The organism is Micromonospora sp. KC723 (assembly GCF_004348595.1).
Lineage (GTDB): Bacteria > Actinomycetota > Actinomycetes > Mycobacteriales > Micromonosporaceae > Micromonospora.
On record NZ_SMKD01000064.1, the window covers coordinates 17,042 to 31,155 of the forward strand.

General features: G+C 74.8%; 10 protein-coding genes. 2 read left to right on the plus strand and 8 right to left on the minus strand.

The window, feature by feature from the left end:
* Window positions 1-88: 88 nt before the first annotated feature.
* The gene (gene sucB, locus E1165_RS16125) at window positions 89-1,921 is read right to left on the minus strand and encodes a 2-oxoglutarate dehydrogenase, E2 component, dihydrolipoamide succinyltransferase (RefSeq protein WP_132392274.1); all 1,833 of its coding nucleotides are present in this window, start codon (window positions 1,919-1,921) and stop codon (window positions 89-91) included.
* A 73-nt stretch (window positions 1,922-1,994) separates the two neighbouring features.
* A complete protein-coding gene (lpdA, locus tag E1165_RS16130) occupies window positions 1,995-3,386 on the minus strand; it encodes a dihydrolipoyl dehydrogenase (RefSeq protein WP_132392276.1) in 1,392 nt (463 codons plus the stop codon).
* Between the two features lie 178 nt (window positions 3,387-3,564).
* On the opposite strand from lpdA, the gene E1165_RS16135 reads away from it, so the two are divergent.
* Entirely contained in the window at window positions 3,565-3,894 is a 330-nt protein-coding gene (locus E1165_RS16135) for a hypothetical protein (protein ID WP_132392278.1), read from the plus strand.
* 159 nt (window positions 3,895-4,053) lie between these two features.
* Here the strand turns inward: E1165_RS16135 and E1165_RS16140 are convergent, their stop codons facing one another.
* A complete protein-coding gene (locus E1165_RS16140) occupies window positions 4,054-5,622 on the minus strand; it encodes a leucyl aminopeptidase (RefSeq protein ID WP_132392280.1) in 1,569 nt (522 codons plus the stop codon).
* A gap of 164 nt (window positions 5,623-5,786) precedes the next feature.
* Between E1165_RS16140 and gcvT the strand changes: the two genes are divergently transcribed.
* Entirely contained in the window at window positions 5,787-6,920 is a 1,134-nt protein-coding gene (gene gcvT, locus E1165_RS16145; protein ID WP_132392282.1) for a glycine cleavage system aminomethyltransferase GcvT, read from the plus strand.
* Here the strand turns inward: gcvT and E1165_RS16150 are convergent.
* The 5 genes from E1165_RS16150 to E1165_RS16170 form a co-directional block, all read right to left on the minus strand.
* Window positions 6,917-8,212: a DUF2314 domain-containing protein gene (locus tag E1165_RS16150; protein ID WP_132392284.1), complete on the minus strand. Its 1,296-nt coding sequence runs from the start codon at window positions 8,210-8,212 to the stop codon at window positions 6,917-6,919. The two genes, gcvT and E1165_RS16150, sit on opposite strands and share 4 nt — an antisense overlap.
* Before the next feature lie 62 nt (window positions 8,213-8,274).
* Window positions 8,275-9,048: an adenosylcobinamide-GDP ribazoletransferase gene (cobS, locus tag E1165_RS16155; protein WP_132392286.1), complete on the minus strand. Its 774-nt coding sequence runs from the start codon at window positions 9,046-9,048 to the stop codon at window positions 8,275-8,277.
* Window positions 9,038-10,957, minus strand: coding sequence for a bifunctional adenosylcobinamide kinase/adenosylcobinamide-phosphate guanylyltransferase (locus tag E1165_RS16160; RefSeq protein ID WP_132392288.1), 1,920 nt, complete (start codon window positions 10,955-10,957; stop codon window positions 9,038-9,040). Before E1165_RS16160 ends, cobS begins: the two co-directional genes overlap by 11 nt.
* A 49-nt stretch (window positions 10,958-11,006) precedes the next feature.
* Complete coding sequence (locus E1165_RS30780) at window positions 11,007-12,992, minus strand: protein kinase (RefSeq protein ID WP_371687352.1); 1,986 nt, start codon at window positions 12,990-12,992, stop codon at window positions 11,007-11,009.
* A gap of 128 nt (window positions 12,993-13,120) precedes the next feature.
* On the minus strand, window positions 13,121-13,822 hold the full coding sequence (locus E1165_RS16170; RefSeq protein ID WP_132392290.1) for a hypothetical protein: 702 nt from the start codon (window positions 13,820-13,822) through the stop codon (window positions 13,121-13,123).
* Between the last annotated feature and the right edge of the window lie 292 nt (window positions 13,823-14,114).

The following is a 14,114-nucleotide window of genomic DNA, read 5'->3' on the forward strand; positions in this document are numbered from 1 at the left end:
GGTGGGCATGATCACCAAGTGGTGTGGGATGAGACGTGGACGCGCAAGGGGCGCGCGACCCGCCGCGCGCCCCTTGCGGTGCGTTACCTCACAGACCCAGCTCGGCCTCGAAGTGACCGGCCTCCAACCGCTCCTTGACGGCGGCCAGGAAGCGGGCCGCGTCGGCGCCGTCGATCAGCCGGTGGTCGTACGAGAGGGCCAGGTACACCATCGAGCGGACCGCGATCACCTCGCCCAGCTCCGGGTCGTTCACCACGACCGGGCGCTTGACCACGGCCCCCGTGCCGAGCATCGCCGACTGCGGCGACGGCACGATCGGGGTGTCGAACAGGGCACCCCGGCTGCCGGTGTTGGTCAGCGTGAAGGTCGCCCCGGCCAGCTCATCCGGGCTGATCTTGTTGGTGCGGGTGCGCTCGGCGAGGTCGGCGATCCGCTTCGCGATGCCACCCAGGTTCAGGTCGCCGGCACCGTGGATGACCGGCACCATCAGGCCCCGCTCGGTGTCCACCGCGATGCCCAGGTGCTCGGCGTCCGGGTAGGTGATCGTCCCGGCGTCGAGGTCCATGCTGGCGTTGACCACCGGGTACGCCTGCAACGCCTCGATCGCGGCGAGGGCGAAGAACGGCAGGAACGACAGCTTGACGCCGTGCCGGGCCTGGAAGGCGTCCTTGGCCTGCGCCCGCAGCTTGGCGATCCGGGTGACGTCCACCTCGACCACCGTGGTCAGCTGCGCCATCTCGTGCAGCGACTGCTGCATCCGCTTGGCGATGGTCGCCCGGATCCGCGGCAGCTTCTCGGTGGTGCCGCGCTTCGCGCTCGGCTGCGGCTTCGCCGCCGGCTTGGCGGCCGGGGCCGCCGCTACCGGCTGCGGCGCCGCCGCCGGTGCGGCCTTCTTCGCCTTGGCCTTCTCCGCCGCGTCCAGCACGTCCTGCTTGCGGATCCGGCCACCCACGCCGGTGCCGGTGAGCGTGGCGAGGTCGACGCCGTGCTCGCCGGCGAGCTTGCGTACCAGCGGGGTCACGTACCCGGCGGCATCCTCGCCGCCACCCTGTGCGGGGGCGGTCTGCCGCTGCGGGGCGGCCGGCTGCGCCGCCTGCTCGGCCCGGGTGGGCTGCTGCGCGACCTCGGCCTCCGCGGCGGGCTCGTTGTACGACATGCCCGGGGTCGGCTCCTCGACCTTCGGTTCCGGCTTCGCCTCGGCCTTGGGCTTCGGCTCCGGCTTCGCCTCGGCCTTGGGTGCGGGCTTCGGCTCCGGCTTCGCCTCGGGCTTCGGGGCCGCCCCGGCCGCACCGACGATCGCCAGGTCGGCACCGACCTCGGCGGTCTCGTCCTCGGCGACCCTGATCTCCAGCAGGGTGCCGGCCACCGGGGACGGGATCTCCGTGTCGACCTTGTCGGTGGAGACCTCCAGCAGCGGCTCGTCCACCTCGACGGTGTCGCCGACCTGCTTGAGCCAGCGGGTGACCGTACCCTCGGTGACGCTCTCTCCCAGCGCCGGCATCTTCACCGGGGTGCCCTCGCCCGCCGGGGCCGGCTGACCCTGCGGCTCGGCGGCCTGGGTCGGCTGCTCGGCCTGGGCCGGCTGCTCCGGCTCCGGGCCGGTGCCCCCGGCGGCGGCCGTCGGCTCGGCGGCCGGCGCGGTCTCCTGGGCCGGAGCGGGCTCGCCGCCACCGGCCTGCTCGCCCTCGCCCGCGATGACAGCCAGCTCGCTGCCCACCTCGGCGGTCTCGTCCTCGCCGACCACGATCCGGCTCAGCACGCCCGCCGCGGGCGACGGGATCTCGGTGTCGACCTTGTCGGTCGACACCTCGAGCAGCGGCTCGTCGACCTCGACGGTGTCGCCCTCCTGCTTGAGCCAGCGGGTGACGGTGCCCTCGGTGACGCTCTCGCCGAGCCGAGGCATGGTGACCGATACCGGCATGTTCACAGACTCCTTCGTTCCCCTGGTGCGATCACGCCCGTCTGCCGCCGGACGCCGCGGAAGCAATTCTCGATCAGGCGTGCGCGTGCAGCGGCTTGCCGGCCAGGGCCAGGTGCGCCTCGCCCAGGGCCTCGTTCTGCGTCGGGTGGGCGTGCACGAGCTGCGCCACCTCGGCCGGGTAGGCCTCCCAGTTGTAGATGAGCTGGGCTTCGCCGATCATCTCGCCGACCCGGGCGCCCACCATGTGCACGCCGACGACCGGACCGTCGGCCACCCGGACCAGCTTCACGAAGCCGGCCGTCTTGAGGATCTGGCTCTTGCCGTTGCCACCCAGGTTGTAGTTGTAGGTCTTGACCTTGTCGGCCCCGTACTGCTCCTTGGCCTTCGCCTCGGTCAGGCCGACCGACGCCAGCTCCGGGTCGGAGTAGGTGACCCGCGGAATGCCAACCTCGTCGATCACGGCCGGGTTCTGCCCGGCGATCTCCTCGGCGACGAAGATGCCCTGCTGGAAGCCGCGGTGGGCGAGCTGGAGACCGGGCACGATGTCGCCGACAGCGTAGACGTTCGGCACGCTGGTGCGCAGCCGCTCGTCGGTCAGCACGTAGCCGCGGTCCATCCGGACGCCCTGCTCCTCGTACCCGAGGCCGGTGGTGTTGGGGCCGCGACCGACCGCGACCAGCAGCAGTTCGGCCTCGACGGACTCGCCGCCGGCGATGGTCAGCCGGACGCCGCTGTCGGTCTTCTCGACCTTCTCGAACGGCTTGCCGACCTTGAAGTTGATCTTCCGCTTGCGGAAGGCCCGCTCCAGCGCCTTCGACGACTCCTCGTCCTCGGCGGCGACCAGCCGGGGCAGCGCCTCCACGATGGTCACGTCCACCCCGAAGGACTTCCACACGCTGGCGAACTCGACGCCGATCACGCCGCCGCCGAGCACGATCGCCGAGGACGGGACGCGGTCCAGGGTCAGGGCGTGGTCGCTGGTGATGATCCGCTCGCCGTCGACCTCCAGGCCGGGCAGGGTCTTCGCGTACGAACCGGAGGCCAGCACGACGTTGCGGCCGGTGTACCGCTTGCCGTCGACCTCGACGGTGTTCGGCGCGACCAGCTTGCCGTGCCCCTCGACGACGGTGATCGCCTTGTTGCCCTTGAGCATCCCCTGCAGGCCCTTGTACAGCCGGGAGACCACGCCGTCCTTGTACGAGTTGACCCCGGCCATGTCGATGCCAACCAGCTCGGCCTTGACGCCGAACTGCTCCGACTCGCGGGTCTGGTCGGCGATCTCCGCGGCGTGCAGCAGAGCCTTGGTGGGGATGCAGCCGTTGTGCAGGCAGGTGCCGCCGAGCTTGCCCTTCTCGATCAGCGCGACGGAGAGGTCCAGCTGGGCGGCACGCAGCGCCGTGGCGTAGCCGCCGCTGCCACCTCCGAGGATGACGATGTCGAAGGTTGCGTCGTTCGGCTCGCTCACATCCAACTCCCAGTTCGCGTCACTGCTCGGGGGTTACGGCGGAGTAACAGGCACACCCCACCTCGGTCATCTTGTCACCACCGCACCGCGCGCGCGTAGTGAGGTGCCCAACGACACGTCGCCGGCACGTACGCTTGGCATCGTCTTCGATGACACTCGGGGGAGGAGAAGGAGTCGCGTGGGGCTGTTCCGACGACGCAGGAAGCCGGTCGGTGACCGCGGCGACCGTCCCGCCGACCGGGCCGACCTCGATCACCTCGAAAACTTCGTCCGGACCCGGCGCGGGGTCGAGGCGTACATCGAGCCACGGACCACGGTCACCGAGACCACCGTCATCCTGATCGCCGACGACGGGGAGTGGACCCGCCGCCGGATCGAGGGCCCGGAAGGCGCCAGACGCTTCGCCCGCCGCCTCGCCATCCCGGTCTACGACGTCCGCCTGATGGGCTACCCGCAACGCATGCGCGACTACAACGAACGCCGCAAGCGCCGCCCGGAGCTCTACTGACGGCGCCCGGCGCGCTCGGGATGCGGCAGCTCGGGTGTCCGGGCGCACCGACGCCGCGACCCGCCGGAGTCGTGCGAACCGTGGCCCCGAACGGCCCGGGACGGACGCCGACGGGGCGCTCGCACACGCGGCGCCCCGTCGTCGTACGGCACAGGCCCGTCAGCCGTTGGCGGCGACGTCCTCGACGAGCTGCACCAGGGTACGGACCGGGACGCCGGTGCCGCCCTTGGTCCAGTACCCGGTCGCCTCACCCGAGTGGTAGCTCGGGCCGGCGATGTCGATGTGCGCCCACGCCACCTCCTCGGTGACGAACTCGCGCAGGAACACCCCACCCTGGAGCATGTGACCAGCCCGGTCCATGCCGGCGTTGACCTGGGAGATGTCCGCGACGTCCGAGTCCATGCCCTTGCGGACGTCGTCCGGCAGCGGCATCGGCCAGGCCGGCTCGCCGACGGCGTCACCGACGGCCCTGACCCGCTCGCACAGCTCCGGGGTGCCCATCACCCCGGCGACCCGCTTGCCCAGCGCGACGACCTGGCCACCGGTCAGGGTGGAGGTCTCGAAGAGGTAGTCGGTGCCGTCCTCGCAGGCCCGGGCCATCGCGTCGGCGAGGATCATCCGGCCCTCGGCGTCGGTGTTGAGCACCTCCACCTTCTTGCCGTTGTACATGGTGATCACGTCGCCGGGACGGTAGCTGGTGCCCGACGGCATGTTCTCCGCCATCGGCAGGTACGCGGTCACCGCCACCGACGGCCGCACGGCGGCGATGGCCAGCATCGCGGCGGCCACCGCGGCGGCCCCGGCCATGTCCGACTTCATCTCCCACATGCCCTGCGCCGGCTTGATCGAGATGCCGCCGGTGTCGAAGGTGATGCCCTTGCCGACCAGCGCCACCCGCTTGCCGTTGCCCCCGCCCGACGGGGTGTAGGTGAGCGTGACCAGCCGGGGCGGGGCCTCCGAGCCCTGACCGACGGCGATGATGCCGCCGTACCCGCCGGCGCGCAGCGCCACCTCGTCCAGCACCTCGACGCCGAGCCCGGCCGCTCGGGCGGCCTCGGCGACCGCGTCGGCGAACGCCGGTGGGCGCAGCTCGTTCGGTGCGGTGTTCACCCAGTCGCGGCTGGTCCGGACCGCGCCGGCCACGGCGGTGGCCCGCGCGATCTCGCCCCGGGCGGTGGCGTCGGCGGCGTCCGGGACGGCGATCAGCACCTCGGCGACCGGGTCGCGGCGGGTCGGCTGCGGAACGGTCTTGTAGCCGGCGAACCGGTACCCGCCGAGCAGCGCGCCCTCGGCGACGGCGCGCAACGCGGCCGGGGCGTCGGCGTCGTCGGGCAGCGGCAGGGTCAGCGCCACCCGGGGCGCCCCGGCGAGCGCGCGGACGACCGCACCGGCGGCCCGGCGCAGCGTCTCCGGGGCGGGAGCGGCGCCGGTCGGCTCCGGGCCCAGCCCGACGGCGGCGACGACCGGGGCGGTGACGGTGCCCAGCGCGGCCAGCTTGATCACCTCGCCCGGAGCACCGGTGGCGCCGAGCAGCGCCAGCGTCTCGGTCAGCTTGCCGTCGAAGGCGGCGGCGATGCTCTCCGCCCCGCTGGCCAGCAGCAGGGCGCCGGCGGGGCCGGTGGCGGCCTGCTCGCCGGCCTGGCTGTGCAGGCCGATCACGATCGCGTCGACGGCGAGTTCGGCGGGGTCGGTGTCGACCAGGCTCAGGGTGGTGCTGGGTGAAGTCACTGAGGCTACTCCGGGCGGGCCGGGCCGGCCGCGTCGTCGCGTACCGGCGATGAAGGTCTCCGGCGGCAACCTACCCGCCGGAAGCGTGGCTGTCCCGCCGAACACCGTCCGAGCGGGTCCCGCCGATGCTAACCAGCCGTTCAGACCCCGGTAAGTTCCCACCCATGACGGACGTGACCTCCGAGGCCGCCGCGACCCGGCTGCGCCGTTCCCCGCTGCACGAGCGACACACCGCTCTCGGCGCCAAGTTCGCCCCGTTCGGGGGGTGGGAGATGCCACTGGAGTACGCCGGTGGCGGCGTGTTGAAGGAACACGCCGCGGTGCGGGCGGCGGTGGGCGTGTTCGACGTGTCGCACCTGGGCAAGGCACGGATCACCGGCCCGGGCGCGGCCGACTTCGTCAACTCCTGCCTCAGCAACGACCTGGGCCGGATCGGGCCGGGCCGGGCGCAGTACACGTTCTGCTGCGACGACACGACCGGCGGCGTGGTCGACGACATCATCGCCTACCTGCACGCCGACGACCACGTCTTCCTCGTGCCGAACGCGGCCAACACCGCGGAGGTGGTGCGCCGGTTACGTGCCGCCGCGCCGGCCGGCGTCACCGTCACCGACGAGCACGAGGCGTACGCGGTGCTGGCCGTTCAGGGGCCGCGTTCGGCGGAGCTGCTCGCCGCGCGGGGTCTGCCGGTGGAACACGGCTACCTGAGTTTCTCCCCGGCCACCCTGGCCGGCGTCGAGTTGATCGTCTGCCGTACCGGCTACACCGGCGAGCGGGGGTACGAGCTGGTGGTCCCCGCCGAGGCGGCCGTCGCCGTCTGGGACGCGCTGTTCGCCGCCGGGGAGCCGTTCGACCTGCGCGCCTGCGGCCTGGGCGCCCGGGACACCCTGCGCACCGAGATGGGGTACCCGCTGCACGGGCAGGACCTGTCGCTGGAGATCACCCCGGTGCAGGCCCGCTCCGGGTGGGCGGTGGGCTGGGACAAGCCGGCGTTCTGGGGCCGCGACGCGCTGCTCGCCGAGAAGGCGGCCGGTCCCCGGCGTACGCTGCGCGGTTTGGTGGCCGTCGACCGGGCGATCCCGCGCGCCGGCATGACGGTGTACGCCGGCGACACACCGGTCGGCACCATCACCAGCGGCACCTTCAGCCCGACGCGCAAACAGGGCATCGCCCTGGCGCTGGTCGACACCGCCCCGAGCCTCGCCGACGGCGACGTGGTCGAGGTCGACATCCGCGGCCGCCGCGCCCGGATGAGCCTCACCCGCCCGCCGTTCGTCACCCCCTCCGTCAGGGGTTAGTGGGTGGGGTGGGGGCGTTCGCCGGCGTCGAGGACGGCCTGGGTCCAGCCGCCCTCGATGACGCCGGTGCCGTCCAGCAGAGCCCAGTCGACCACGTCGGCCGCCTCCACCACGACCGGGGAGCCGATCCGCACCGTCGGGTCGGTGTTGGCGTCGCTGGCGCTGGCGCCGACGATCCGCTCGGGACCATCCCAGGCGGTCACCCCCGCCCAGACGTACTCGGGGCCCTCGTCGCCGGGCAGGCCGTACTTGACCACCAGCTGTGACTCCGGCGGGAGCTGACCGGCGAGGAACCGGGCCCGGATGTCGTCCAGGCCGGCCCGGGCGGTGGCGACCGCCCGGCTCATGGCGTCACCGGAGCGGGCGTAGCGGACGTCCGGCTGGATACCGGAGAAGAGCGTGGCGCAGGCCGCCGCGAAGTACTTCCCGTCCGGCCCCGGGTGCCCGGGCGGCGGGCGCAGACTGAGGAACGAGTCGGCCTCCGGGTCGGTCGCCGGGTCCAGCTCCAGCCGCAGCAGCACCGGGGCGGTGGCGCCGTGCTGCTCCGGGTTGCCGTACGCCACCGCGATGTCGTGCCCGGTCACCGTGGCCAGCACCGGCAGCTGCACGAACGCGGGCACCCCCTCGCCGGCCAGCCCGTCGGTCCAGTCCCGCAGCAGCCGCCGGGCCGCCCCGGTCATCACCGCGCCCCAGGCCCGGGTGAGATGGTCGGGCACCCCCTGGGTCTGCAACTCCAGCAGCCCGAACCGGCGCAGCCCCTTGGTGGTGAACCAGAGCCCCTCCGCGTCCGAGGAGTACGGCACCAGCACCCAGTCGACCAGGCGTACCCGGCCCTGCGCGTCCGGCAACGAGCGCAGCGCGGTCGCCGGGTCGAGGAACTGCAGGCCGAAGACGTCCACCACGTCACCGTCGACCGACTCGGCGACCGCGGCGGCCACCGCCCGCGCCGCCCACTCGTGGGCCGGCGGCCAACCGGGCCGGTACTCGGCCTGCACCACCACCAGATGGCTCGCCGCGGCCAGCCGGCCGAGCTGCGCCTCGGTGGCCCCGAACGCGGTGAGCAGGTCCGGCGGCAGCTGCGGGAACTCGTCGATCGACCGGGTGTCCACGCTCATCAGCGGGCTGTCCAGCATCTGCCGCGCGAGCCCGTGCACCGGCTCGGCCAGCCGCCCCTCCAGGGCCCGGATCGCGGTCTTCGGACTCACCCGGGGCAACCCCGCCATCGGTACCAGGTAGGTCGCGCTCAGCGACTCCGGCACCGGTACCGGCAGGAAGTCGTCCGTGATGAGCATGCGTCCCCCAGGTGCGCGCCGGTGCCGTCGGGGCAAACGCTACCCGGGAACGTGGGCCGCATTCAGGCGGACAGCACGAGCCCCAGGTAGACCAGCGTGGTGACGGTCTCCAGGACCGCCCCGAGCACGTCACCGGTGACCCCGCCGAACCGGCGTACCGCGTGCCGCAGCAGCCCGGTGGCGACGGCCAGCGCGGCCAGCACGACCAGTGGCCCCTGCCACGGCCGGTCCGGCACCGCCGCGGCGGCCACGAGCGCGACGGCGGCCGTGCCGAGCACCAGCGGGACGGGCCCGACCGTGCCGGCGACCAGCGCCCCCAGCCCCTCCGGCCGGGCCGCCGGCACCCCGCGCCGACAGGCCAGACCCACCGCGAGCCGGCCCGCAGCCGTCGCCGCGACCACCGCCGCGAGCGTCGCCGGCCGGGACCGTCCGGCCAGCTCCGCGAGCACCGCCGTCTGGAGCAGGAGTACGACCACCAGCGCGACCACCCCGAACGGCCCCACGTCCGGCTTCTTCATGATCTCCAGCGCCGCCGGCCCTCGCCGGTACGACCCCAGCGCGTCCACGGTGTCGGCGAGCCCGTCCAGGTGCAGGCCACGGGTCGCCAGGGCCGCGCAGCCCACCGTCAGCCCGGCGGCGACCAGCGGCGGGGCGAGCGGAGCCACGAGCAGCAGCACCCCGCCCAGCACCGCGCCGAGCCCCGCCCCGACCAGCGGGGCGAGCGCCATCGCCCGGGCGGCCACCGTCCGGTCGATCCGGCCGGCACGGACCGGCAGCGTGGTGAAGGTGGTCAGCGCCAGCCGCAGGCCGTCGATGCGGCCCGGTTCAGCCGGCACGCCGGCCGGACGGGTCCGCCTCCGCCTGCGTGCCGTCCGGACCGGATCCCGCCGGCGCCGGCTCGCTGCTTGCCGCCGACCCGTTCGTGGGCTCGGCGGGCTCCGGTGCGGTGAACGCGGGTCGGGTGGTGGTCGGGCCCGGTCCGGCCGGTTCCGGTTCGGTGAAGTCCGCCTCGTCGGAGCCGGGCCCGCTCCGCCGCGGGCGGACGGGCAGCGCGGCGGCCAGCGACAGCACCGAACGCAGCAGCGGCAGCGCGGCCAGCGCGTTCGCCCCCTCGCCGAGGTCCAGGCGCAGGTCGAGCAGCGGGGTCAGGCCGAGCACGTCGGCGGCGAGCCGGACAGCCGGTTGGCCGCCGTGGTCGGCCAGCAGGCACCAGTGCCGGACCTGCCCGGCCAGGTCGCGGCTGATCATGCCGGCGGCCAGACCGACCGGGCCGTCCAGCAGCACCGGCAGCCGGCGGGCGGTCGCCCCGAGCAGAACGCCGGTAGCCACCGCGACGTCTCCGCCGCCCAGTTCGGCGAGCACGTCCTTGGCGTCTCGGGGGGAGCGGCGGGTGCGGTGCAGCGCGTCCCGGACCGCCGCGCACCGCACCATCCACGCCGCGTCGTCGATCTGGCCGTCGGCGGTGTACACCCGGCCGAGCACCGCCGGGGCCTCGGCGCCGGCGGTGGCGGCGAGCACGGCCGCCGCCGCCGCGTCGGCGCCGGCCCCGCACGCCGCGAGCACCAGCAGTTGTACGCCCGCGTCGGCGGCCTCCTCGGCCAGCCGCCAGCCGTACCGCAGGGCCGACTCGACGGCGGTGGCGGCGAGCGCCGGCTCCTGTTCCATCGGCGCGGCCGACGGGGTGTCCACCACCTGGAGAGTCGCGCCGACCTCGGCGGCCAGCCGGGCCAGGGGCCCGGCGCCGGCACGGGCCTGCCGGGCACGTCGGGACGACTCGCCGGGCACCGACCCGGCGGCGGCCCCACCGGTGTGGTCGCCGTGCAGCAGCAGCGCCCGCACGGTCGTCCAGGGCACGGGGGTCGGGGTGCCCTGGGTGGCGGCGGCGAAGGCCACCACCCGCTCCAGCGTCCCGAACCCGGCCCCCGGGACGTCCAGCGTGCCGAGCCGCTCGACGGACTGCGGCCCGGCGTCCTCGTCGGGCATGGGCAGTTCCATGCCGGGTTGGATGACCAGGCCGGTGGCGACCATCGGCAGCGCCATGGTCGGTGCGGCCCAGGCCGTGCCGTCGGCCGGGGCGGAGGTCGCCCCGCCAGGGGCGAGCACCGCCGGCGACGGGGTCTCGGGAGCCGCCGTCGGCCGGACCGCGCGGTCGGCCGTCGTCGGCTGCGGCGCGGGCAGCCCGGCCGCGCGCGGCGCGACGGCCGGCTTCAGCCAGACCGGCTGGCCGGCGACCACCAGCGCCACGGCGTCGCAGGCGTCGGCGACAGCCCGGTTCGCCGCGCCGAGCGCGTCGGTGAACGCCCGGCCCAGCGGGGTGGTCGGCACCAGCGACAGCCCCACCTCCGGGCTGACCAGCACCACGCGTGCCGAGGTGTCCCGGATCGCGGCGGCCAACTCGGCGACGGTGGCCACGTCGTCGGCGGGCTGGTGCGCCGGATCGAGCAGCACCGTCACCCAACCGCCCAGGTCGTCCACGAGCAGGGTCTCGTTCGGTCCCGCGGAGGCGAGCACGTCGGCCAGCCGGCGCGGTTCGTCCGCGGTCTCCTCGGTCGTCCAACTCCCGGGGCGGCGCGCCCGGTGCGCGGCCAGCCGGCCGGCCCACTCGGCGTCCGCCGGGTCACCGGCGGAGGACGTCGCCACGTACCGCACCGTGGGAGCGTCGGCCACCAGGGATTCGGCGAACTCCGACTTGCCCGAGCGGATGCCGCCGAGCACCAGGACCGTGTTCCACCCGTCTAGGGACATGCCCGTACCTTAAAGCCGCCGGGCGCGTGGTCGCCGGCCGGCCCGGGGCTCAACCGCAGTGCTCGAACCCGCTGCCGTAACTGGCGCCGCCGGCCGTCCCGCCCCACTTCACGCAGGTCCCGCCGGCGCCGGCCCGGACCGGCCCGGCGTAGTACTCGAAGGAGCCGCGGTCGGTGTTGCGCTTCTTCCTCTTCACCTCCAGGTACGCCGACACCGTGGTCCGCTCGCCGACGTCGGTCTCCTTCAGGGTCACCACGCAGTTGGCCTTGGCAGCCCCGTTCCAGAGCAGGTACACGCGGCCCTGCCGGACCCCGCCGGCGGTCAGCGCGGCCGAGTCGATGACCTTGTAGCCGCTGCCACAGATCTGCGTCGGCTTGTACGGGTTCGGCACCACCGGCGCGCTGGTGGTGGTACCCGGCTCAGGGCCGGCGGTGGTGGGGGTGGTCTCCGGCGGCGTACCGGCCGGACTCCGGGGGCCGGTCGGGGTGGCCGCCGGGTCCGGTGTCGCCGACCGGGACCGGGTGCTGCTCGCACTGGGCTTCGGTCGCCCGTTGGGGGAGGCGCTGGTGGCCGGAGCGGCCGGGGTGAGGGTGGTTACCGCCGACTCGGCGTTCGATGCCGGACCGCCCGACGCCGGCTTGTCGGCCTGGAGTGCCATCACCGTGCCGGCGCCGGCGAGCACGGCGACAACCGCCCCGGCCGTGCCGGCCAGGGCCAGCCGCCGGCGTCGTGCGCCGCCGGCCCGTTCCTCCCGGGTCGGGGCGGCTCCGGGCACGGCGTACGCGAACGGCGGGGTGTCCTGCTGCCCACCCACCACCGCCGGATACGGCCCGCCGGGGTACGGCGGCACCGGCGGGCTGCCGGGCGTGCCCGGAACCGCCGCGCCGGCGGCGCTCCGCTGCCCCGGCGGCCCGGCGGTGACCTGCCCGGGGCCGCCGACTGCGTGCCCCGCTCCGGTGGCGGCCTGGGCTGGTCCGGTGGCCTGGGCCGCCGGGAGGGCCCCGGAACCGGTCCCCGGACCGTCTCCGTGACTGGCCGCGACGGCCGCTTTGGACGGGGCCGGTGGCGTTGCGGGGGTTGCCCCGGCGGGCGCGGGTGGCGTTGCGGGGTTGGCCCCGGCGGGCAGCGGCGGTACGGCCGCCGCCGGCAGGGCCGGGCCGTCCACCGCCCAGGGTGGGCGTGGCGGTACCGGCGACACCGCCATCGTGGCGTCCCGGGCGTCCATGGCGGCCTCGGCCATCGCTTCGGCGGTGGGCCAGCGCTCGGCGGGGTTCTTGGCCAGGGCGCGTTCGACCACCGCGACGACCGGCGGGGGGATGTCCCGGGGCAGCGGCGGCGGAGTGTCCTGGGCGTGCCGCAGCGCCACCTGCAACGGGTTGTCGCCGACGAAGGGTGGTTGACCGGTCAGGCAGTGGTAGGCCACCGCGCCGAGCGCGTACACGTCCGTGGCGGCGGAGACCGGTTGGGCGATGGCCTGCTCCGGCGACATGTAGGAGGCGGTACCGAGCACCATGTGCGCCGCGGTGATCGAGGCGGTGGCGCGGGAACGGGCGATGCCGAAGTCGACCAGGACGATGGTGCCGTCGCGTTTGACCAGGAGGTTGCCGGGTTTGACGTCGCGGTGCACGATGCCGGCGGTGTGGGCGATGTGGAGTGCGGCGGCGGCTTGTGCGACGGCGGACATGGTGGAGGCGGGGTCGAGTCGGCCGGCGCGTCGGATCCAGGCGCTGAGGGGTTCGCCGTCGACGTATTCCATGACCAGGTAGCTGATCCGGTTGCCGTCGGTGAGTGTGGTGGAGCCGAAGTCGTGTACGGCGACGATGCCGGGGTGGCGTAGTGCGGCCAGCATGCGGGCTTCGGCGTGGAAGCGGGTGGTGAACTCGGGATCTTCGATCAGTGTGGGTAGCAGTACCTTGACGGCTACCTCGCGGTCGAGGAGGGTGTCCACGCACCGCCAGACGGTGCCCATGCCACCGGTCGCCACCCGTTCGCTCAGCCGGTAACGATCGCTGAGCGCCAGTCCCTTAGTCAGCACGGCGCCACCGTACCGGCCGGAAGCGGGTACCGTGATGACCGACGGGCGTGCCGTGACGCTCCGAGGTGGTGCGCGTCCGGGCGGTACGGGGCCTGGCCGACGACGGTCGCCAACCAGGCCCCCCGGCATCAACCGCAGTGCTCGAAGTCACTGCCGTAGCTGGCGCCGCCGGTCGACCCACCCCACGCCACGCACGCCTTGCCACCGCCGACCCGGACCGGCCCGGCGTAGTACTCGCTGGAGCGGCTGTCCGTGGTGCGCTTCTTCCCCTGCACCTCCACGTACACCGACACCGCCGTGGCTTCGCCGACCGCGATCTCCTTCAGGGTGACCACGCACTTCACCCGGGCCGGGGGCTTGCGGAGCAGATAGACCCGCCCGGTGCGTACCCCGTCCGCGACCAGCGCCGCCGAGTCGACGACCTCGAAGCCCTCGCCGCAGACCTGCTCGGGGGTGTAGGGGTTCGTTCTCGGCGGGCTCACGGTCGGCGGGTCCGACGGCGGCGGCTTGGTGGCGCTCCCCACGGGCTCCGGTGTGGGGCTGTCACCCGGCTTCGGTCCCGGCTTTCCGCCGGGCCCCGCGCCCGGCCCGGCGGAGCCGCCGGGGACGACGGGGGCGTCCCCTCCCGCCGGAGTCGACCAGCCGGCCGGCGCCCGGGCGTCCGGTTCCGGCCTGCCGTTGTGGGTGCCGTCGACGACCGGACCGGGCGGCATCGACCCGGCCGCCACCGACCCGGCGGTCGCCTCCGGCCTGCCCCGGCGCGGGCCGTCCGGCTGGAGCGCCAGGATCACGCCGACACCGACCAGCACGGCGACCGCCACGGCGGCCACGCCGGCCAGGGCCAGTCGCCGATGCCGGGCCCTGCCACCGTCCGGCGCCTTCCGCCCCGGGTCGTTCCCCGGTACGCCGCCCCGGCCCGGTGGGGCCGCCGGCCGATCATCTGCCGGCGCCACCGGCCGGGCCGGCTGTCGGTCACCCGTCGGCTCCGCCGATGGGGTCGCGGGCCGGTCACCTGTCGGCTCCGCCGCTCGGTTGCTCGTGGGCTCCGCCGGTGCGGCCGCCGGTCCGCCGGCTGACTGCTCCGCCGGTCGGTCGCCCGTCGGGGGCGGCCAGGGCGGGGGC

Bases quoted from the DNA above. Each gene is read 5' to 3' on its own strand.
- sucB (WP_132392274.1), bottom strand. From the start codon at position 1,921: ATGCCGGTATCGGTCACCATGCCTCGGCTCGGCGAGAGCGTCACCGAG.
- gcvT (WP_132392282.1), top strand. From the start codon at position 5,787: ATGACGGACGTGACCTCCGAGGCCGCCGCGACCCGGCTGCGCCGTTCC.
- E1165_RS16150 (WP_132392284.1), bottom strand. From the start codon at position 8,212: ATGCTCATCACGGACGACTTCCTGCCGGTACCGGTGCCGGAGTCGCTG.
- E1165_RS16160 (WP_132392288.1), bottom strand. From the start codon at position 10,957: ATGTCCCTAGACGGGTGGAACACGGTCCTGGTGCTCGGCGGCATCCGC.